This window comes from Variovorax sp. FW305-3-2-15-B-LB1 (assembly GCF_058787635.1).
The window spans coordinates 1-18,036 of the sequence record NZ_JBYSZY010000042.1 but is presented as its reverse complement, the minus strand read 5'-3'; the positions used below and the strand labels follow the sequence as shown (position 1 = coordinate 18,036).

At 69.0% G+C, this 18,036-nt stretch carries 23 protein-coding genes; 13 read left to right on the top strand and 10 right to left on the bottom strand.

Translation table 11 applies throughout. The features are described 5' to 3' along the window. The first annotated feature begins 14 nt into the window (after positions 1-14). Genes AC3WQR_RS22665 through AC3WQR_RS22650 form a run of 4 tightly spaced genes read left to right on the top strand, consistent with a single transcriptional unit; the run spans position 15 to position 3,305 of the window. Positions 15-203, top strand: coding sequence for a DUF2065 domain-containing protein (locus AC3WQR_RS22665; protein WP_062480756.1), 189 nt, complete (start codon positions 15-17; stop codon positions 201-203). Between the two features lie 44 nt (positions 204-247). Continuing rightward, positions 248-1,408 carry an ATP phosphoribosyltransferase regulatory subunit gene (locus AC3WQR_RS22660; protein WP_070061002.1) on the top strand — a complete coding sequence of 387 codons (1,161 nt, stop codon included), beginning with the start codon at positions 248-250 and terminating at the stop codon, positions 1,406-1,408. A gap of 22 nt (positions 1,409-1,430) precedes the next feature. After that, on the top strand, positions 1,431-2,762 hold the full coding sequence (locus AC3WQR_RS22655) for an adenylosuccinate synthase (RefSeq protein ID WP_062480752.1): 1,332 nt from the start codon (positions 1,431-1,433) through the stop codon (positions 2,760-2,762). 18 nt (positions 2,763-2,780) lie between these two features. Then, positions 2,781-3,305, top strand: a complete 525-nt coding sequence (locus AC3WQR_RS22650; RefSeq protein WP_095745645.1) for a phosphoribosyltransferase — start codon at positions 2,781-2,783, stop codon at positions 3,303-3,305. A gap of 31 nt (positions 3,306-3,336) precedes the next feature. Here AC3WQR_RS22650 and AC3WQR_RS22645 read toward each other — a convergent pair whose 3' ends face one another. From AC3WQR_RS22645 to AC3WQR_RS22635, 3 genes are all read right to left on the bottom strand, one after another. Then, on the bottom strand, positions 3,337-3,795 hold the full coding sequence (locus AC3WQR_RS22645) for a VOC family protein (protein ID WP_492743814.1): 459 nt from the start codon (positions 3,793-3,795) through the stop codon (positions 3,337-3,339). 75 nt (positions 3,796-3,870) lie between these two features. Continuing rightward, a complete protein-coding gene (locus AC3WQR_RS22640) occupies positions 3,871-4,752 on the bottom strand; it encodes a helix-turn-helix domain-containing protein (protein WP_492743812.1) in 882 nt (293 codons plus the stop codon). A gap of 79 nt (positions 4,753-4,831) precedes the next feature. Continuing rightward, positions 4,832-5,587 carry a M48 family metallopeptidase gene (locus tag AC3WQR_RS22635; RefSeq protein ID WP_062480745.1) on the bottom strand — a complete coding sequence of 252 codons (756 nt, stop codon included), beginning with the start codon at positions 5,585-5,587 and terminating at the stop codon, positions 4,832-4,834. Positions 5,588-5,721: 134 nt separating this feature from the next. Here AC3WQR_RS22635 and AC3WQR_RS22630 point away from each other — a divergent pair, with 134 nt between their 5' ends. From AC3WQR_RS22630 to AC3WQR_RS22620, 3 genes are all read left to right on the top strand, one after another. After that, complete coding sequence (locus AC3WQR_RS22630) at positions 5,722-6,915, top strand: PLP-dependent transferase (RefSeq protein WP_492743810.1); 1,194 nt, start codon at positions 5,722-5,724, stop codon at positions 6,913-6,915. Between the two features lie 6 nt (positions 6,916-6,921). Beyond that, positions 6,922-7,887 carry a hypothetical protein gene (locus AC3WQR_RS22625; RefSeq protein WP_492743808.1) on the top strand — a complete coding sequence of 322 codons (966 nt, stop codon included), beginning with the start codon at positions 6,922-6,924 and terminating at the stop codon, positions 7,885-7,887. A 70-nt stretch (positions 7,888-7,957) separates the two neighbouring features. After that, positions 7,958-8,161 carry a hypothetical protein gene (locus AC3WQR_RS22620; protein ID WP_062480739.1) on the top strand — a complete coding sequence of 68 codons (204 nt, stop codon included), beginning with the start codon at positions 7,958-7,960 and terminating at the stop codon, positions 8,159-8,161. A 91-nt stretch (positions 8,162-8,252) separates the two neighbouring features. Here AC3WQR_RS22620 and AC3WQR_RS22615 read toward each other — a convergent pair whose 3' ends face one another. Continuing rightward, a complete protein-coding gene (locus AC3WQR_RS22615; RefSeq protein WP_492743806.1) occupies positions 8,253-8,888 on the bottom strand; it encodes an arylesterase in 636 nt (211 codons plus the stop codon). 36 nt (positions 8,889-8,924) lie between these two features. On the opposite strand from AC3WQR_RS22615, the gene AC3WQR_RS22610 reads away from it, so the two are divergent. The 4 genes from AC3WQR_RS22610 to rlmB are packed head-to-tail and all read left to right on the top strand — an operon-like array spanning position 8,925 to position 12,002. Continuing rightward, positions 8,925-9,647, top strand: a complete 723-nt coding sequence (locus AC3WQR_RS22610) for an ABC transporter ATP-binding protein (RefSeq protein ID WP_062480734.1) — start codon at positions 8,925-8,927, stop codon at positions 9,645-9,647. Positions 9,648-9,706: 59 nt separating this feature from the next. Then, positions 9,707-10,228 (top strand): ribosomal protein L7/L12, encoded by a 522-nt coding sequence (locus AC3WQR_RS22605; RefSeq protein ID WP_492743804.1) that lies wholly within the window; start codon positions 9,707-9,709, stop codon positions 10,226-10,228. Positions 10,229-10,232: 4 nt separating this feature from the next. Next, positions 10,233-11,222: a hypothetical protein gene (locus AC3WQR_RS22600; protein ID WP_492743802.1), complete on the top strand. Its 990-nt coding sequence runs from the start codon at positions 10,233-10,235 to the stop codon at positions 11,220-11,222. 33 nt (positions 11,223-11,255) lie between these two features. Then, complete coding sequence (gene rlmB, locus AC3WQR_RS22595) at positions 11,256-12,002, top strand: 23S rRNA (guanosine(2251)-2'-O)-methyltransferase RlmB (RefSeq protein WP_139704529.1); 747 nt, start codon at positions 11,256-11,258, stop codon at positions 12,000-12,002. Between the two features lie 7 nt (positions 12,003-12,009). Here the strand turns inward: rlmB and AC3WQR_RS22590 are convergent, their stop codons facing one another. The 3 genes from AC3WQR_RS22590 to AC3WQR_RS22580 all read right to left on the bottom strand — a co-directional run bounded on the left by AC3WQR_RS22590 (position 12,010) and on the right by AC3WQR_RS22580 (position 14,221). Further along, positions 12,010-13,215, bottom strand: coding sequence for an NAD(P)/FAD-dependent oxidoreductase (locus tag AC3WQR_RS22590; protein WP_492743800.1), 1,206 nt, complete (start codon positions 13,213-13,215; stop codon positions 12,010-12,012). 115 nt (positions 13,216-13,330) lie between these two features. Then, positions 13,331-13,501 (bottom strand): hypothetical protein, encoded by a 171-nt coding sequence (locus AC3WQR_RS22585; protein WP_167395039.1) that lies wholly within the window; start codon positions 13,499-13,501, stop codon positions 13,331-13,333. Positions 13,502-13,621: 120 nt separating this feature from the next. After that, complete coding sequence (locus AC3WQR_RS22580) at positions 13,622-14,221, bottom strand: helix-turn-helix domain-containing protein (RefSeq protein ID WP_159271549.1); 600 nt, start codon at positions 14,219-14,221, stop codon at positions 13,622-13,624. Positions 14,222-14,263: 42 nt separating this feature from the next. Between AC3WQR_RS22580 and AC3WQR_RS22575 the strand changes: the two genes are divergently transcribed. Continuing rightward, on the top strand, positions 14,264-14,785 hold the full coding sequence (locus tag AC3WQR_RS22575) for a GNAT family N-acetyltransferase (protein WP_492743795.1): 522 nt from the start codon (positions 14,264-14,266) through the stop codon (positions 14,783-14,785). A 7-nt stretch (positions 14,786-14,792) separates the two neighbouring features. Here AC3WQR_RS22575 and AC3WQR_RS22570 read toward each other — a convergent pair whose 3' ends face one another. The 3 genes from AC3WQR_RS22570 to AC3WQR_RS22560 are packed head-to-tail and all read right to left on the bottom strand — an operon-like array spanning position 14,793 to position 16,990. Beyond that, positions 14,793-15,758 carry an aldo/keto reductase gene (locus tag AC3WQR_RS22570; RefSeq protein WP_095745635.1) on the bottom strand — a complete coding sequence of 322 codons (966 nt, stop codon included), beginning with the start codon at positions 15,756-15,758 and terminating at the stop codon, positions 14,793-14,795. A 45-nt stretch (positions 15,759-15,803) separates the two neighbouring features. Further along, entirely contained in the window at positions 15,804-16,403 is a 600-nt protein-coding gene (locus tag AC3WQR_RS22565; RefSeq protein WP_307693104.1) for a chromate transporter, read from the bottom strand. Then, positions 16,400-16,990 carry a chromate transporter gene (locus tag AC3WQR_RS22560; protein WP_070060987.1) on the bottom strand — a complete coding sequence of 197 codons (591 nt, stop codon included), beginning with the start codon at positions 16,988-16,990 and terminating at the stop codon, positions 16,400-16,402. Before AC3WQR_RS22560 ends, AC3WQR_RS22565 begins: the two co-directional genes overlap by 4 nt. A 46-nt stretch (positions 16,991-17,036) precedes the next feature. On the opposite strand from AC3WQR_RS22560, the gene AC3WQR_RS22555 reads away from it, so the two are divergent. Further along, positions 17,037-17,966, top strand: coding sequence for a YihY/virulence factor BrkB family protein (locus AC3WQR_RS22555; protein ID WP_492743793.1), 930 nt, complete (start codon positions 17,037-17,039; stop codon positions 17,964-17,966). Positions 17,967-18,036: the final 70 nt, after the last annotated feature.

The following is an 18,036-nucleotide window of genomic DNA, read 5'->3' as shown; positions in this document are numbered from 1 at the left end:
TCCTGCCTGGAGCCGTGAGCGCCGACACCTTCTGGAGCGCGTTGGCGCTGGTCCTGGTGATCGAAGGCATCCTGCCTTTCGTCTCGCCGGGCGGGTGGCGGCGCGGCTTCAGTCAACTGCTGCAGCTGCGCGACGGCCAGCTGCGTTTCTTCGGTCTTTGCAGCATCCTGCTGGGTTTGGTACTGCTCTGGGTTCTGGGGTAGCTCGGGCCCGGTAGAATCCCGGTTTAACCACGCCCCCGATCCCCATGTCCGCCTGGGTCCTCCCGGATCACATTGCCGATGTGCTGCCCTCCGAGGCGCGCCACATCGAAGAACTTCGACGCCAGCTGCTCGATACCGCCCGTGGCTATGGCTACGAGCTGGTGATGCCGCCGCTGCTCGAGCACCTGGAGTCGCTGCTTTCGGGCACCGGCGAGGCGCTCGACCTCCAAACCTTCAAGCTTGTCGACCAGCTCTCCGGTCGCAGCATGGGCCTGCGTGCCGACACCACCCCCCAGGTGGCGCGCATCGATGCCCACCTGCTGAACCGCGACGGCGTGGCGCGCCTGTGCTACTGCGGTCCGGTGGTCCACACCCGGCCCGACCGCCCGCACGCCACCCGCGAGCCGCTGCAGTTCGGCGCCGAGATCTACGGCCACGCCGGCCTCGAAGCCGACACCGAAACCCTGCTGCTGGCGCTCGACTGCCTCGACGCCGCCGGCCTGCGCGACGGCGTGATCGTCGACCTGGCCGACGCCCGCATCGTGCGCGCGCTGTTCGCCGGCGTGCCGGTCGATGCCGCCGCGATCGCCCGCGTGCACGCCGCGCTGGCCGCCAAGGACGCGAGCGAGCTGCAGGCGCTCACCAAGGATTTCCCCGCCGCATCACGCGACGGCCTGCGGGCCCTCGTGGGCCTGTACGGCGATGTGGCCGTGCTCGACGAGGCCGCCAAGGCCCTGAAGGGCACGCCCACCGTGGCCGCGGCGCTGGCCGACCTGAAGCAATTGGCCGCCGGCCTGAACGGCACGGCAGGGCGCCAGATCAGTTTCGACTTGGCCGACCTGCGCGGCTACGCCTACTACAGCGGCATGCGTTTCGGCATCTACGTGCCGGGCGCGGCCGACTCGCTGGTGCGCGGCGGCCGCTACGACGAAGTGGGCGCCGTGTTCGGCCGCAACCGTCCGGCCGTCGGCTTCAGCCTCGATGTGCGCGAACTCGTCGGCGTGCTGCCGGCGCGTCCGCTGCGCGCCGCCATCCGTGCGCCCTGGAGCGACGCGGCCGGCCTGCGCGAGGCCATCGCCCAACTGCGCAAGGCCGGCGAAACGGTTGTCTGCGTGCTGCCCGGACATGGCAGCGAAATCGATGAATTCCATTGCGACCGCGAGCTCGTCGAGCAGGCCGGCCAATGGAGTGTCCGAGCGATCTGAATTTTTAAGCAATGGAACGAGCATGAGCGTAACCACCGGAAGAAACGTGGTCGTCGTCGGGACCCAGTGGGGCGACGAAGGCAAGGGCAAGCTGGTTGACTGGCTGACGGAAAGCGCCCAGGGCGTGGTCCGTTTCCAGGGCGGCCACAACGCGGGCCACACGCTGGTCATCAACGGCGTGAAGACCGCGCTGCACCTGATCCCGAGCGGCATCATGCGGCCCGGCGTCAAGTGCTACATCGGCAACGGCGTGGTGCTGTCGGCGGCCAAGCTGTTCGAGGAAATCGAAGGCCTGGAGAAAGCCGGCGTCGAAGTGCGTTCGCGCCTGCGCATCAGCGAGGCCTGCCCGCTGATCCTGCCGTTCCACGCCGCGCTGGACATTGCGCGCGAGGCCTACCGTGAAAAGGGCGGCATCGAGAAGATCGGCACCACCGGCCGCGGCATCGGCCCGGCCTACGAAGACAAGATCGCCCGCCGCGCGCTGCGCGTGCAGGACCTGAAGCACCCCGAGCGCTTCGCGGCCAAGCTGCGCGTGCTGCTCGAGCTGCACAACCACGTGCTGACCCAGGTGCTGGGCGCGCCCGCCATCGACTACGACACCGTGTTCGACGAGGCCATGCGCCACGCCGCGCTGCTCAAGCCCATGATGGCCGACGTGTCGCGCGAGCTGAACGACGCCCACAAGGCCGGCGCCAACCTGCTGTTCGAAGGCGCGCAAGGCACGCTGCTCGACGTCGACCACGGCACCTACCCGTACGTCACCTCGAGCAACTGCGTGGCCGGCAACGCCGCCGCCGGTTCGGGCGTGGGCCCGGGCATGCTGCACTACGTGCTGGGCATCACCAAGGCCTACTGCACCCGCGTGGGCGGCGGTCCGTTCCCCACCGAGCTCGACTGGGCCACGCCGGGCACCCCCGGCTACCACATGAGCACCGTGGGCGCCGAAAAGGGCGTGACCACCGGCCGCAGCCGCCGTTGCGGCTGGTTCGATGCCGCGCTGCTCAAGCGCTCGGCGCAGGTCAACGGCCTGTCGGGCCTGTGCATCACCAAGCTGGACGTGCTCGACGGCCTCGAGAAGCTCGAGCTGTGCACCGGCTACGAACTCGACGGCGAAACCACCGACATCCTGCCGATGGGCGCGGACGAGATCGAGCGCTGCACGCCGATCTACGAAACGCTCGAAGGCTGGACCGAAAGCACCGTGGGCGTCACGCAGTACGACAAGCTGCCGGTCAATGCGCGGCTGTACCTGCAGCGCATCGAGCAGGTCACCGGCGTGCCGATCCACATGGTGTCCACGAGCCCTGATCGCGACCACACGATCATGATGCGCCACCCCTACCTCGCAGACTGAACAGGAACGAACCAGACCATGTTGACCGAAGACGGCAAACATCTCTACGTCAGCTACGACGAGTACCACAACCTGATCGAGAAGCTCGCGATCAAGGTGCACCAGTCGGGCTGGGAGTTCGACACCATCCTGTGCCTGGCGCGTGGCGGCATGCGCCCGGGCGATGTGCTCTCGCGCATCTTCGACAAGCCGCTGGCGATCATGTCGACCAGCTCCTACCGCGCCGACGCCGGCACGATCCAGGGCCATCTCGACATCGCCCGCTACATCACGACCCCCAAGGGCGAGATCGCCGGCAAGGTGCTGCTGGTGGACGACCTGGCCGATTCGGGCCACACGCTGCACGCCGTGATGGACATGCTGCGCAACAACTACAAGCCGATCACCGAGCTGCGCAGCGCGGTCATCTGGACCAAGGCGCTGTCGACCTTCACGCCCGACTACTCGGTCGAGTTCCTGGCCACCAACCCGTGGATCCACCAGCCCTTCGAGGGCTACGACTCGCTCGGCGCCGAGAAGCTGATCGAGAAGTGGTCGGTCTGACGACCGGCCCTGGCACCGCCGGCCGGCGCGCTCAGCTGCCGCCGCCGGGGGTGTCGAACATCGCGGTGTAGCGCCGCTGCATTTCCTCCGGCGTCACCTTCTCGATGCTGTGACCCACGTTCCACCGGTGACCGAAGGGGTCGCGGAAGACGCCGGAACGCTCCCCATAGAACTGATCCTGCGGTGCCATGTCCAGCGTGGCCCCCGCGGCGACCGCGCGCGCGACCAGCGCATCGGCGTCGTCCACGTGCAGGTGCAGCGTCACGGCGCTGCCGCCGAGCGCCTTGGGCGAGCGGATGTTGAACTCGGCGAACTCGTCCGAGATCATCAGGATCGCGCCGTTGTGAAAGTCCAGCTCGACGTGCCCGATGCGGCCGCTGGGCTCGGTCAGCCGAAAGATTTCCTTCACCTCGAACACGTGGCAATAGAAGTCGACGGCGGCGGCGGCGTTGTCGACGCAGAGGTACGGAAACAGCTCGTGGATGGCCATGGCGGGACCTGCCTTTCTTTCTGGAATAGCGTGTTGAAACGAGGACCGTGGCGCCGATTCTGCGCAGCCCCGGCGCTAGCGTCTTGAAGGAATTTGACCTGCCGCACTGACAGCCGGCACATGACGCGGCGACGTCGCACCCGTCTGCCGCCAGGCCTGCGGCGACAGGCCGGCCAGCGCCGAGAACTCGCGGCTCAGGTGCGCCTGGTCGCTGTAGCCCGCGGCGAGCGCGATGTCGGCCCAGGCGCGCGCGGGATCGTCGGCGGCCAGCGCCAGCACGCGATCGAAGCGCATCACGCGGGCGTATTCCTTGGGCGCGAGCCCGACCGCCGCGCGAAACAGCGCGATGAAGCGCCGGTGGCTGTAGCCGCTGCGCGCCACCAGCGTGGCGATCGACGCGGACGTGTCGCGCGTCATCTGCCCCAGCGAGGCGGCCACGGCCGGGTGCAGGCCGCGCGGACTGGTGCGGGGCAGGGTGGCGGCGGCCAGACGCCGGGTCAGCAAGGCCTCGAATATGTCCAGCTGCCGGGCCGGGTCGTCGGACGATGCATGCAGCTGTTCGAGCGCGTCGGCGGTCTGGCCTTCGCCCCACAGCGCGTCGAGCGGCGTGTGGCGACCACTCAGAGCGTCTTCAGGTGCGCCGAGCAGTAGCCGGGCGGCACCGGGGTGCAATTGCGCGCCGACCGAGCGTGTGGCCACCGACACATCGCGCAGGTAGAACGCGGCGCGCGCACCGCCGACGATGGCATGGCCGACCGTGTGGCCGCGCAGGTCGCGCGTGTCGTCGAAGAGCCGCAGCGGCGGCCCCGAAAGCCGGAACACCAGGTGCATGCCGCCCGTGGGCAGCACGTGCTCGCGGGCGCCGGTGCGTGATTCGGGTGTGCCCTCGGGCGCCGAGGCCCACAGCAGCCGCAGGAAGGGCCGCAAATGAGGGGACGGGGGCCGCGTCAGCTGCATGGCGCGACGGGCCCCGGCAAGGGCGGGCGGGTGAGCATCGGCGCATTGTGCGCCGAGGAGCCGCCCCGGCCCAGGCTGCTTACTTGCTCGTTGCGAGGCGCTTCTGGATGTTGGCCGCGCGGTCGCCGGAAGCGGGGTGCGAGCTGAGCATCGAGCTCTTGCCGCCGTCGAGCTTGGCCAGCTTCTGGAACGCGGTGACGAGGCCTTCGCGCTTGAGCTTCTGCGTGGTCAGCAGGTCGAAGGCGTAGTTGTCCGAGTCGGTTTCCTGCGACTGCGAGAACTGCGCATTGACCAGCTTCTCGGCGAAGTCGCCGATCTGCGAGGACGACAGCTGCGTGATCGCCGCATTGCCGGTGGCGCCGGCCAGGCCGCGCGCGGCCGACACGGCGTAGGCGGTCTGCATGGCCTTCTTGCTGTGGCCCAGGGCGACGTGGCCGATCTCGTGGCCGATGATGCCGCGCAGCTCGTCGTCGTTCATGAGGTCCATGAGGCCGCTGTAGACGCGGATGCAGCCGTTGCCCATGGCCCAGGCGTTCACGTCCTTCGTGAGGTAGACCTTGTAGCTGGCGGGCTGGCCACCGATGGTGGTGGGCAGGCCCTGGCGCACGCGCTCCAGGCGCTTGCTGTAGGCATCGGCGGGGCCCGCGACCTTGGAACTCTTGTCGAGCTCGGCGCAGGACTGATTGGCCAGGGCCTGCACGTCGCCGTCGGTGAGCGACATGGCCTTGAAGGCGCTGCCGCCGGCGCCCGCGAGCGCGTTGGAATCCAGGTTCTTCATGCCGCCGCAGGCGGACAGGGCCGCAGCGGCCGTGATGGTGATGAGCAGATGACGCATCGAGAAAATCCTCCCTTTATTTTCGGAGGGGCAACTCTATCCGCAATGCGCGTGCGATCCGGCCAAGGCCGTCGACATCGAACGGAGAATGTCACGGCCGTCGAGGGTTCCTCGCGGGGCGCTAGCATCGGCACATGAGCAAGCCTTCCACGACCCTGATCCACCATCCCTACACGCCGCCGGCCACCTTCGCTGCGCCGCAGCCCGGCGTGTTCAAGGCCTCGACCGTGTTCTTCGCCGACGTCGCCGCCATGCGCGCGCGCGACTGGAAGACCAAGGCCGGCTACACCTACGGCCTGCACGGCACGCCCACCACCTTCACGCTCGAGGAGCGCCTGGCGACGCTCGAAGGCGGCACCGAATGCCTGCTCGTGCCGAGCGGGCTGGCCGCGATCTCGCTGGTCTCCTTCGCGTTCCTCAAGACCGGCGATGAAGTGCTGATTCCCGACAACGCCTACGGCCCCACCAAGGCGCTGGCCACGGGCGAGCTCGCCAACTTCGGCATCACGCACCGCCTGTACGACGCGATGAATCCGTCCGACCTCGAAGCCAAACTCTCGCACCGCACGCGGCTGGTGTGGCTCGAAGCGGCCGGCTCGGTGACGATGGAATTCCCCAACCTGCCGGCGTTGGCCGAAATCTGCCGCGAGCGCGGCGTGATGACGGCGCTGGACAACACCTGGGGCGCCGGCCTGGCCTTCGCGCCTTTCGATTTCAACGGCACGGGGCAAGGCGTAGACGTGTCGGTGCACGCGCTCACCAAGTACCCGAGCGGCGGTGGCGACGTGCTCATGGGCAGCGTCGTTACGCGCGACGAGCGCTTGCACCGCGCGCTCAAGCTCACCCACATGCGCACGGGTTTCGGCATCGGCGTGGGCGACGTCGAAACGCTGCTGCGTTCGCTGCCGAGCATGGCGCTGCGCTATGGCGCACATGACCGCGCCGCGCGCGAGCTGGCCGGCTGGCTCAACGGCTGCGAAGAGATTGCGCAGGTGCTGCACCCCGCGCTCGAGGATTCGCCGGGCCACGCCAACTGGCGCGCGCTGTGCGGTGCCACCGACCTGGCCGCGGGCCTGTTCTCGGTGGTGTTCGACGAGCGCTTCAGCACCGAGCAGGTCGATCGCTTCTGCGACAGCCTGAAGCTCTTCCGCCTCGGCTATTCGTGGGGAGGCCCGATCAGCCTCGTCGTGCCCTACGACATCGGCCTGATGCGCGACGCCAGCGTGGCCCGCTGGCCCTACAAGGGCACGCTGGTGCGTTTCTCGGTCGGCCTGGAGGATGTGGACGACCTGCGTGCCGACCTGCAGCAGGCGCTGCTGCAGATGTAGGCGCTGTTGCGCGCAGTGGGCAGGAAACACCGCAAGAGCCAGCGCGTCGCGCCGCCGGCTGCGCGCGATGCGGCGGCGCCCGCGTCACGGGCCGTCGCGTCGCGGGTGCTGGGCGTGCCCGCGCAGGTGCTGGAGGCGCTCGCGCAGTCCGGCCCGCTGGAAGGCGTGCCCGACCTGCGCGGTACGCGGCTCTTCATCGGTGGCTTCGTGGCGTTTTTCGCGTTGATCGCGGCAGGGCTCGTCGCTGCCGTGATGCTCGAGGAGGACTGGTCCAACGCGCGCGGCAACGAAGCGATCCTCCTGCTGCTCGGACTGTTGCTCTTCGGGGTGCTGGGCGGCGGCATCTGGTATTTGCTGCGCCAGTTTCCGCGCGTGGGCGAGGGGATGCTGCGGATCGACGCGGACGGCATGTGCTGGGGCGATCCGGCATCGCCGCAGGCGGTGCACTGGCGCGAGGTGTGCCGTGCGCACGTGGGTTTCCATGACGTGAAGACCGAGTTCGTATCGAGCCAAGCCATCGTCAAGCGGCTGGTGTTCCAGCAGGTGGCGCGGGGTGGCGAACCCACGGAGATCCGGCTGCCCCTGGCGCTGACCGTCGACACCGGCCGTGTCCTTCGCTTTCGCAACCGGGCCGTGCTGCTGCGTGCGCTGTTGCTGCACCTGGCCACCCAGCCGAGGCCACGCCTGCGCTTCGACGCCGAGGTGTTCATCGATGCCGGCATCGACCCGCAAACCTGGGCGCCCATGCCCGCCCCGAGGCGCTGGATGTGGCTGTCATCGCTCGCCGGGCTGTTGCCGGTGCTGGCCGTGATCGTTCTCTGGCCGATGGGCGAACACATCGGATGGATGGTGGCCGCGTCGGTCCTGGCCCTGGTGGCCGGCGCGGGGGCCATGGGCTGGTTCATGCACCAGCGTTACCCGGGTTTGCAAGGTGTGTTCGAGTTCGAAACGGCCGCCGGCGCCGCGTCTTGAGACTGCACCGTTATCGCTTACAGTAGGCTGAAGCGCAGTCACCCTGACTGCCTCGCCTGAAGGAGAAGCAGTGGCAACACCCAATTACGGCTACGAGAAGCGCCAGAAAGAGCTGGCCAAGAAGAAAAAGAAGGAAGAAAAGCTCCGGGAGAAGGCGAACCGCAAGCTCAATCCGAGCAGCGACGGGCTGGCCCCCGGAGACCCGGAGACCGACGTGGCATCGCTCGAACGCGATCCCCCCACGGCGCCCGAGTTGCCGACCAAGAACGGGTGATCCCTCGTTCCTGGCACCCCTGAAAACAGAAAAGCCGCTGCAGGCGCAGGCCTGCGGCGGCTTTTTCTTTGGGGCGCGTAAGGAGAAGAAGTTACCTAGGCAGCTGCTTGCGCAGCTCCGGCCAGACGTTGTCCAGGATCTGCGGCTGCGCCGCGGCGGTTGGATGGATGCGGTCGGACTGGAACAGCGTCATGGCGTCGGGCGCATCGGCCACGCCCTTGAGCAGGAAGGGCACCAGCGCCGACTTCGTCGCGCCCGCCACCTTCGCGAACACGGCCTCGAAGCGCCGCGTGTAGTCGCCGCCGTAGTTCGGCGGCACCTGGATGCCGACGATCAGCACCCGCGCGCCCGCGGCCTGCGCGGCCTTGGTGATCTGCAGCAGGTTGTCTTCGGTGTTGGACAGCGGCAGGCCGCGCAGCGCGTCGTTGGCGCCCAGCTCCAGCACCACGTGGCTGGGCTTGTGCTGCGCCAGCAGGGCGGGGAAGCGGGCGCGACCGCCGGAGCTGGTGTCGCCGCTGATGCTGGCGTTGACCACCGAGGCTGCGATCTTCTGCTGCGCAAGCCTTTTTTCCAGCAAGGGTACCCAGCCTTCGCCGCGCTTGAGGCCGTACTCTGCGCTCAGCGAATCACCGAGCACCAGGATCACCGGCTTGCCGGCCGGGGCTGCTTGGGCCTGGGCCGCTGCAGCCGTCCATGCCCCCGCGCTGCCGAGCGCGGCGGTGGTCAAGATAAAGTCACGTCGATTCAAAACGAAAAGCCTTTCATGTCCCAACCCCCGTCTGATGCCATTGTCGCCGTCGAGCATGTCTTCAAGTCCGTCACCGACTCGGCCGGCACGCTGGACATTCTGCAGGACATCCATTTCACCCTGGGCGCGCGGGAAACCGCCGCCATCGTCGGCGCCTCGGGCTCCGGCAAGAGCACCTTGCTGTCGATCATTGCCGGGCTGGACACGCCCACGCGCGGCACCGTGAAGCTGGCGGGCGACGACATCTTCGCCATCGACGAGGACGAGCGCGCCGCGCTGCGCGCCCAGCGCGTGGGCTTCGTGTTCCAGAGCTTCCAGCTCCTGGGCAACCTGAGCGCGCTCGAGAACGTCATGCTGCCGCTGGAGCTGGCCAACCGCAAGGACGCGCGCAAGGCCGCCACCGAGATGCTGGGCCGCGTCGGGCTGGGCCAGCGCCTGGGCCACTACCCCAAGGTGCTGTCGGGCGGTGAGCAGCAGCGCGTGGCGCTGGCGCGGGCCTTCGTGGTGCAGCCGGCCCTGCTGCTGGCCGACGAGCCCACCGGCAGCCTCGACTTCGCGACCGGTGAGCAGGTCATGAAACTCATGTTCGACCTGAACCGCGAGCTGGGAACCACGCTGGTGCTGGTCACGCACGACCGCAGCATCGCCTCGCAGTGCGAACGGCGCATCACCATCGAAGCCGGGCGCGTGGCGCTCAACGAAAAAACACCCGAATCGACCGTCGCTCAGGCCGCCTGAGCCAGCAAAAAAGACAGCGCCCGGCTCCCGCGGCGCTCCCCGAACACAGAGGAGAGTTCATGACCCAGCTTCCCCCCGAGGCCATCGCCGCCCTGGAGCGCGGCAACCTGATCGAGGCCATCAAGATCGTGCGCGAGCGCACCGGCATGGACCTCAAGTCGTCCAAGGAGGCCGTCGAGCGCTATGCCAACAGCGGCGCGGTCGCCACTGGCGCGCCGGCCGACTGGCAAGAAGGCGACTGGGGCCGGGGCGAGGCTGCGGCCGAGACCGGCAGCGGGATGCAGGGCAACGGCCCCGCCGCCGTGCCGGCCGCCGCGCTCGCAGCCCTGGCGCGGGGCCAGAAGGTCGAGGCCGTGCGCCTCACGCGCGAGGCCACCGGCCTGGGCCTGGCCGAGGCCAAGCAACTGGTCGAGGCGCACCAGAACCCGGCCGCCGGCGACTTCGGCCACCTGCCGTCGAGCGCGGCGGTGAACCCGATGGCCGAACCGGGCCGGGTGACGGGCGGCGGCTTCAAGTGGCTGCCGGTGATCGTCGTGCTGCTGATCGCGGCTGCGGCGTGGTCGTATTTCAAGGGCGCCTGAGGCCGTGATCGTTCCCCAGTTCTGGGCCGAAGGCCGCATCCAGGAGCGGGTGGCCGGCCGGCAGGTCACGGTGCGCCGTTTCGGCTGGTCCGACGACAGCCCGCTGGCTGCGCAGGCCCATGCCGACCAGCGCACGCGCGAGGCCTATGACCGCATCGTGGTCGACGGCGAAAAGCTGGAGCGCCGCGAACGCAAGCTGGCCTACAACGGCGCCGAGGGCGTGCCGATCCGCGAGGAGATCGTCGAACGCCAGGGCGACAGCGTCGTCACCCGCAACGGCTACGGCGCACGCTGCCTCAACACGCCCGACGTGCTGTTCGTCGACGTTGACTTCGAGGTCCAGGATTTGCGCGACAGTACGCGCGGATTGACGGTAATCGGCATGGCGTTCATTGGGGCGCTGGTTGCGGGTTACGGCACGCGTTCGGCGATGGCGGGCGTGGCTGCCTTCATGCTGGTGGCAGCCTTCGGCTTCTGGCGCGCCCGCTACGAGGGGCTGCGCCTCACCGAGGACAAGAGCGATCCGCTGGAGGGCGCACGGGCGCGTGTCGAGCGCTTCATCCACCAGCATCCCGACTGGCACCTGCGGCTGTACCGCACGCCGGCCGGGCTGCGCGTGCTGGCCATGCACGATGTCTTCGCGCCGTCCGACGCCGCCGTGACCGACGTGTTCCAGACGCTGGGCGCCGACAAGGTCTACGCGCGCATGTGCCGCAACCAGAACTGCTTTCGCGCCCGCCTGAGCGCCAAGCCCTGGCGCGTGGGCATCGCCGAACACCTGCGGCCGCGCCCGGGCGTCTGGCCCGTGTCGCCCGACCGGCTGCCCGCGCGCGACGCCTGGGTGGCGCGCTACGAAAAGGCGGCCGAGGGGTATGCCGCCTGCCAGTACCTGGGCAGCGTGGGCAACACGCTGAAGGTGCACATGAACGCCCTGGTGGTGCAGGAACTGCACGACGACCGCACCCGCGCGAACAGCGGTTTGCCGCTGGCCTGAGGGCGAGGGCGCCGCGCCCTCGATAATCAGGGGATGTCTTCTCCCAAAGTGATCTTCGGCTTCCATGCCGTGGGCGTGCGCATCAAGACCGCGCCGAAATCGGTGCTCGAAGTGATGTTCGACGCCAGCCGGCGCGATGCGCGCATGAAACAGTTCATTGCGCGTGCGCAAGAAGCCGGCGTCCGGCTGGTCGAGGCCGACGGCCTGCGGCTGTCCAAGCTCAGCGGCAGCCACGGCCACCAGGGCGTGGTCGCGCGGGTCGAGCCCGCCGCGCAGATCCATTCGCTCGACGAGCTGCTCGAAGGCCTCGAAGAGGCCGGCACCGTGCCGTTGCTGCTGGTGCTCGATGGCGTGACCGATCCGCACAACCTCGGCGCCTGCCTGCGCGTGGCCGATGGCGCCGGCGCCCATGCGGTGATCGCGCCCAAGGACCATGCGGCCGGCATCAACGCCACCGTCGCCAAGGTGGCGAGCGGCGCGGCCGAGACCGTGCCGTACTTCATGGTGACCAACCTGGCGCGTACGCTCAACGAGCTCAAGGAACGCAGCATCTGGTGCGTGGGCACCAGCGACGACGCACCGGGCACCATCTACCAGAGCGACTTCAAGCGCCCGCTGGCGTTGGTGCTGGGCGCCGAGGGCGAGGGCATGCGCCAGCTCACGCGCAAGACCTGCGACGAGCTGGTGAGCATTCCCATGGCCGGAGCGGTCGAGAGCCTGAACGTGTCGGTGGCCAGCGGCGTGTGCCTCTACGAGGCGATGCGCCAGCGCGGCGGTTGACCTCAGGCTAGCGGGCCACCGGCCCGCTGCCCTTGCGGTGGAAGTACACCAGTTCCGCCGCACGCCGCATCGGCGCCGTGCCGAGCAGGCGGTTGAACATCCAGTCGCTCTGGAAGTGGTCGAAGGCCCAGCGCAGCGTGCGCTTCATCAGAAAGCGCGGGTAGCCGCGCACGAACCACGTCGCGGGGTCGTCCGCCTCGCCGCGCACGAAGCGCGCCACGGCCTCGCCGGCGCGCTCGCCGTGCTGCAGCGCCGTGTGGATGCCGCCGGCCGTCACGGGCGACACCATGCCCGCCGCATCGCCCACCAGCAGCGCCCGTTCGCGTGCCACCACCGGCAACACGCCACCGCAGGGAATCATCCCGGCGCGCACGGCGACCGGCGGCGCGTCGCCGGGCGACACCACGGCGGCGATCTTGCGCAAGAGCGGATCGAGCCGCAGCGCGCCCGTGTCGTGGCGGCCCATGCGGCGTGCCAGGCCGATCTGGCTCACGCCCACGCCGTCGAGCGCCCAGCCGATGTAGCCCGGCGCGAGCCGGCGGTCGATGAAGCAGTGCAGCAGGTCGGGCGCCATGCGCGCGCCCTGGTACTCGTGCTCCACACCGTAGAGAAAGCGCGTGTTGCGCGACAGGCCCAGCGCCTTGGCGACGCGCGAATGCGGACCGTCGGCACCCACGAGGTAGGTCGCGCGGATGCACGGGCCCTGCGCCACCGGCACCTCCCAGCGGCCGTTCGCCCACAGCGCCTGCTCGAACAGCGTGCCCAGGCGCACCTCGACGCCGCAGGCGCGGGTGGACTCCACCATCCAGTCGAGCAGCGCGGGCGCGTCGGTGGCCCAGAACCAGTAGCCGGGCGCGTGCAGGTCGACGTGGTGCATGTCGGGCGCGTACAGCCGCACGCCTTCGATGCGGCGCACCAGCGCGGGCGGCACTTCGGCCAGCCACGGCACGCTGTCGACCGCGTCCTTGACGATGATCCCGGTGGTGTGCAGCTTGGCGCCGGCGGCGGCCTTCTTCTCGAGCACCATCACGCGCAGGCCGGCCTTGGCGGCGGCGCGGGCGCAGGCCAGCCCGGCAAAGCTCGCGCCGATGACGAGCAGGTCGACCTGGGTGCAGGCCGTTCCCGGGTCGCTCACGAAGGCCGGCGCGGGGCAGGGCGCGGCCGACGAGGAAGGCGCGTGGGGAGAAAAGAGACAGGAAGAAGAGGCGTGCATGGGAGGCTGACTTGCAAAGCGCACCACGGGGTGTGGTGCGCCTGCGAAGTTAGCGACGCCATGTGCGCCGGGCGTGAAGCCTGTGTGAACTGAGCTGTGAAGCGATCAGGCTCGTTCAGGACGGGTCTTTGCTGCGCGTGCGGGCCACGGCGCTGAAGACGCCGATGCCCAGCAGGATCAGCGCGCCGATGCCGATGTAGAGCGTGGGCACGCCGGCCACCGAGGCGCCCCAGGCGACCCCGGCCAGGAAGATCAGAAAGCCGATCATGTAAAGCGCAAAGGACATCGTGCGGCTCCGGTAGCTGAGATGCCTTGCAGTATCCCGACGCACCCCGTGGCCCGGACCGGCCTGAGTCGTCTCTGCGTGTGGGAGCTTGCCTACCGCATCGGTCAGGCAATCGTTCAATCAATCGGGAACGGCGACCAGCAGGTAGCGGCAGGCGGTGGGCCCCAGCGCCTTGAAGACCAGTGGCCGGTCGACGCCGAAGTCGAGGCAGTCGCCCGGGGCGAGCTCGAAGCGCTCGTCGCCGTAGTCGACCTGCAGCGCGCCTTCGAGCATCCACAGGCTCTGCCGGTACGGCGTGCCGCTCCATCGCGGATAGCCGACCTGAGCGGCGCGCGGCAGTTCGACCTCGACCAGCTCCACGCCGCTGCCCGCGCCGCGCTCGGCGACCTGGCGGCGCACGTAGCCTGCCTCGGGGTCGCGCCAGACCTCCTGCGCGGCCCGTTTGCGCAGGCGTTGCGGCTGCGCCTTGTCCTCGGTGAGAAGCTGCGCCAGCGAGACCCCGAGGCCGGCGGCCAGCTTGCCCAGCAGCACGGCGGTGGGGCTGCTTTGCGCGCGCTCGACCTTGGAGATCATCGCCTTGCTCACGCCCGACAACCCGGCCAGGTCCGCGAGGCTGAGCCCCTGCGCTTGCCGCAGCGCCAGCAGCCGCGTGGCGATGAGCGCGTCGATGTGGCCATCGGCCGGCGCCGGCGAGGAGGTGGAAGGTGAGGTGTTTCCCATATGAGATTATTATTCTCTTATATTGAACGACAGAGGAACACCATGCGTCTCATCGCCTGCACCGAAGAAGCCCATTCAGGCGCCATCCTGGCGATCCTCAACGAGGCCATCGTCAACTCCACCGCGCTGTACGACTACAAGCCGCGCACACTCGAGAACATGGTGACGTGGTTCGCGGCCAAGCGCGCCGGCGGCTTTCCCGTGATCGGCGCGGTGGACGACAACGGCAAGCTGCTGGGCTTCGCAAGCTACGGCACGTTCCGCGCCTTTCCGGCCTACAAGTACACGGTGGAGCACTCGGTGTACGTCGATGCCGCGCACCGCGGCGAGGGCCTGGGCCGCACGCTGATGGAGGCGATCGTGGCCGAGGCTATCGCGCGCGAGGTGCACGTGATGGTCGGCGCCATCGACGCCTCGAACGCCGGCAGCATCGCGCTGCACGAGCGCCTGGGCTTCACGCATTCAGGCACCGTGCGGCAGGCCGGCTTCAAGTTCGGCCGCTGGCTCGACGTGGCGTTCTACCAGCGCATCCTGGCGACGCCACTGAACCCGGTCGACGGCTAGCGGAGGCTCAGGCCGGTGTCTCGGCGCTGGCCCGGTCGAGCATGTCGATGGTGCCCGCGTCCAGCTTGAGCTGCGTGGCCACCACCAGCTCTTCGAGTTGCGCCAGCGAGGTGGCGCTGGCGATCGGCGCCGTCACGCCGGGCCGTGCGATCTGCCAGGCGATGGCGACCTGGCCGGGCTTGGCGTTGTACTGCTGGGCCACCTTGTCCAGCGCATCGAGGATGCGCAGGCCGCGCGGGTTCAGGTACTTCTTGGTGGTGTTGGCGCCGCGTGCGCTCTTGGCCGCATCGGCCTCGGTGCGGTACTTGCCGGTGAGAAAGCCCGCCGCCAGCGCGTAGAAGTTGATCACGCCCACTTCGCGCTTGAGGCACAGCGGCTCCAGGGCGTCCTCGAACACCGCGCGGTCGTACAGGTTGTACAGCGGCTGCAGGCTCTCGTAGCGCGCAATGCCCAGGCGTTCCGACACGTCGAGCGCCTCGGCCAGCCGCGGCGCCGTGTAGTTCGAGGCGCCGATGGCGCGCACCTTGCCCTCCTTGATGAGCGCGTCGAAGGTGCCCAGCGTGTCTTCGAGCGGCGTGTTCGCATCGTCGTCGTGCGACTGGTACAGGTCGATGTAGTCGGTCTGCAGGCGCTTGAGCGACGCCTCGACGGCTTCGCGGATGTACTTGGGCGACAGGCCCACCTTGCCTTCGCCCATCGGCTTGCCGACCTTGGTGGCCAGCACCACGCGGTTGCGCTTGCCGCTGTGCTTGAGCCACTTGCCGATGATCGTTTCCGACTCGCCGCCCACATGGCCCGGCACCCAGGCCGAGTAGACGTCAGCGGTGTCGACGAAGTTGAAGCCGGCGTCGAGCCAGGCGTCGAGCAGCTTGAACGAGGCCGCCTCGTCGACGGTCCAGCCGAACACGTTGCCACCGAAGGCGAGGGGAGACACCCGAAGGCTGGAACGGCCGAGCGGACGAAGTTGCGACATGGCAGAGGGCTCCTGAAAGAAAAAGTATGCAGAAAGGAAAAAGGCTCAAACGAAGCCTACCGCGCCCAGCGCCGCGCCGCAGCCCAGCAGCCACAGCAGGTGGATGCGCGTGCGCCAGACCACGAGCGCGGCCACGCCGCTGAGCAGCCACAGGTGCCAGGCCGGCACGCCGGTCGACTGGTTGCCGCCGGCCAGCACCCAGCCGGTGGCGATGAGCAGCCCGACCACCACCGGCGCCATGCCCTGCTTGAAGGCGCGCACCTCGCGGCGCGTGCGGTTGCGGTGGCCCCAGCGCGTGGCGACGTAGGTGAGGGTGGTGCTCGGCAGCATGATGCCGACCATCGTGACCATCAGGCCGAAAAAGCCCAGCAGCCAGGCCATGGGCCCGGCGCCGATGCCGCCGCCCGCGTTGAGCCCGACGTTCCAGCCCATCAGCGCGACGAACAGCACGTTGGGCCCGGGCGCGGCCTGGGCGATGGCGACCGAGGAGGTGAACTGCGCCTCGGTGAGCCAACCGTGCTGCGCCACGAGGTAGCGGTGCATGTCGGGCACCGTGGTGATCGCGCCGCTGATCGACAGCAGCGACAGCAGCAGGTACTGGCCGAAGAGGGCCAGCCAGTCGTGCCATTGCATCGCGATGGTCATGGGGAAATCTTCTTCCAGGTCCACACGCAGGCCACGCCGCCCACCGCCAGCAGCACCCACCCCAGCGGAATCTTCAGGAGGGCGATGGCCGCGAACACCAGCGCCACGAACGCCAGGCAGGTCGCAAAGCCCAGCGGATGCTTGCGCAGCTGCGGGATCAGCTTGATGCCCGTGGCCGCGATGAGCCCCCCCGACACCGCGCCCATGCCGCGCAATGCGGCGGCCACCTGCGGGTTGGCGGCGTAGTGCGCGTAGAGCACGGCCAGCGCGAGGATCACGAACAGCGGCACGGTGAGCATGCCCGCCACCGCGGCCACGGCGCCGCGCAGGCCGAAGTAGCGGTCGCCGATCATCAGCGCGAGGTTGATTACGTTCGGCCCCGGCATCACCTGCGCCACGGCCCAGTCCTCGAGGAACTGGTCGGGCGTGAGCCATTTCTTCTTCTCGACCATCTCGCGCTGGACGATGGCGAGGACGCCGCCGAAGCCCTGCAGCGCGAGCCAGGTGAACGAAACGAAAAGGTCGCGTGGCGACGCGGGCTGCGGGTGGTCGGGCGGCGATGCCGCGGCGGGGGCGGACGGATGCATGTGGAACGATTATCGTAGGCGCACTGCTTCACCGGGACCCGACGCCATGCTCATTCGACTTCGCGCACTCTTCGATCTCTGCCGGCGCGCTTTCGCTTCCTGGTCCAACGACTACGCCCCGAGCATGGGCGCGGCGCTGGCCTACTACACGGTGTTCTCGATCGCGCCGCTGCTGCTGATCGTGATCGCGGTGGCCGGCCTGGTCTTCGGGCAGGAGGCCGCGCGCGGCGAAATTTTTGCGCAGCTCTCGGGACTCATGGGCGAGCAGGGCGCGGCGGCGGTGCAGGGCATGCTGAAGGCGGTCAACAAGCCGACCGAGGGCATCGTGGCCACGGTGGTCGGCATCGCGCTGCTGATCGTGGGCGCGACCACCGTCTTCGGCGAGCTGCAGGACGCGCTCGACCGCATCTGGCGTGCCCCCGCGCGCTCCCGCAACAAGGGTGTCTTCAACATGCTGCGCGTGCGGCTGCTGTCGTTCAGCATGATCATGGGCATCGGCTTCCTGCTGATGGTGTCGCTGGTGGCGAGCGCGGCGCTGGCCGCGCTGGGCAAGTGGTGGTCGCCGATGTTCGGTGCCTGGGCCACGCTGGCGCAGGTGGTGAACTTCGTCTTCAGCTTCGCGATGGTCACGGTGATCTTCGCGATGATCTACAAGATCATGCCGCGCGCCAAGGTGCAGTGGCGCGACGTGTGGGTGGGCGCCGCGGTGACGGCGCTGCTGTTCACCGTCGGCAAGCACCTCATCGGCCTGTACATCGGCAAGAGCAGCGTGGCCTCGGGCTACGGCGCGGCCGGCTCGCTGGTGGTGGTGCTGGTGTGGGTGTACTACTCGGCGCAGATCTTCCTGCTGGGCGCCGAGTTCACCTGGGTCTATGCGCGCACCTACGGCTCGATGAAAGACACCCTGGCTGAGCCGGCAGGTCACGCCTCGCCGACGCGCGACGTGCCGCTGCCCGCGCACGTCGACGCGGCCTAGGGCCTGTTCACCCTATTTCTGGCGTCGCGAAGGTCTGCCACGGCGGGCCAATCAAGGCGCGTGACGCCGC

Coding starts and splice junctions, on each gene's coding strand:
- AC3WQR_RS22655 (WP_062480752.1), top strand. CDS start 1,431: ATGAGCGTAACCACCGGAAGAAACGTGGTCGTCGTCGGGACCCAGTGG.
- AC3WQR_RS22565 (WP_307693104.1), bottom strand. CDS start 16,403: ATGACCATCGCGATGCAATGGCACGACTGGCTGGCCCTCTTCGGCCAG.
- rlmB (WP_139704529.1), top strand. CDS start 11,256: ATGTCTTCTCCCAAAGTGATCTTCGGCTTCCATGCCGTGGGCGTGCGC.
- AC3WQR_RS22555 (WP_492743793.1), top strand. CDS start 17,037: ATGCTCATTCGACTTCGCGCACTCTTCGATCTCTGCCGGCGCGCTTTC.
- AC3WQR_RS22635 (WP_062480745.1), bottom strand. CDS start 5,587: ATGCGTCATCTGCTCATCACCATCACGGCCGCTGCGGCCCTGTCCGCC.
- AC3WQR_RS22610 (WP_062480734.1), top strand. CDS start 8,925: ATGTCCCAACCCCCGTCTGATGCCATTGTCGCCGTCGAGCATGTCTTC.
- AC3WQR_RS22585 (WP_167395039.1), bottom strand. CDS start 13,501: ATGTCCTTTGCGCTTTACATGATCGGCTTTCTGATCTTCCTGGCCGGG.
- AC3WQR_RS22640 (WP_492743812.1), bottom strand. CDS start 4,752: ATGCAGCTGACGCGGCCCCCGTCCCCTCATTTGCGGCCCTTCCTGCGG.
- AC3WQR_RS22580 (WP_159271549.1), bottom strand. CDS start 14,221: ATGGGAAACACCTCACCTTCCACCTCCTCGCCGGCGCCGGCCGATGGC.
- AC3WQR_RS22575 (WP_492743795.1), top strand. CDS start 14,264: ATGCGTCTCATCGCCTGCACCGAAGAAGCCCATTCAGGCGCCATCCTG.
- AC3WQR_RS22605 (WP_492743804.1), top strand. CDS start 9,707: ATGACCCAGCTTCCCCCCGAGGCCATCGCCGCCCTGGAGCGCGGCAAC.
- AC3WQR_RS22660 (WP_070061002.1), top strand. CDS start 248: ATGTCCGCCTGGGTCCTCCCGGATCACATTGCCGATGTGCTGCCCTCC.
- AC3WQR_RS22560 (WP_070060987.1), bottom strand. CDS start 16,990: ATGCATCCGTCCGCCCCCGCCGCGGCATCGCCGCCCGACCACCCGCAG.
- AC3WQR_RS22630 (WP_492743810.1), top strand. CDS start 5,722: ATGAGCAAGCCTTCCACGACCCTGATCCACCATCCCTACACGCCGCCG.
- AC3WQR_RS22570 (WP_095745635.1), bottom strand. CDS start 15,758: ATGTCGCAACTTCGTCCGCTCGGCCGTTCCAGCCTTCGGGTGTCTCCC.
- AC3WQR_RS22645 (WP_492743814.1), bottom strand. CDS start 3,795: ATGGCCATCCACGAGCTGTTTCCGTACCTCTGCGTCGACAACGCCGCC.
- AC3WQR_RS22650 (WP_095745645.1), top strand. CDS start 2,781: ATGTTGACCGAAGACGGCAAACATCTCTACGTCAGCTACGACGAGTAC.
- AC3WQR_RS22590 (WP_492743800.1), bottom strand. CDS start 13,215: ATGCACGCCTCTTCTTCCTGTCTCTTTTCTCCCCACGCGCCTTCCTCG.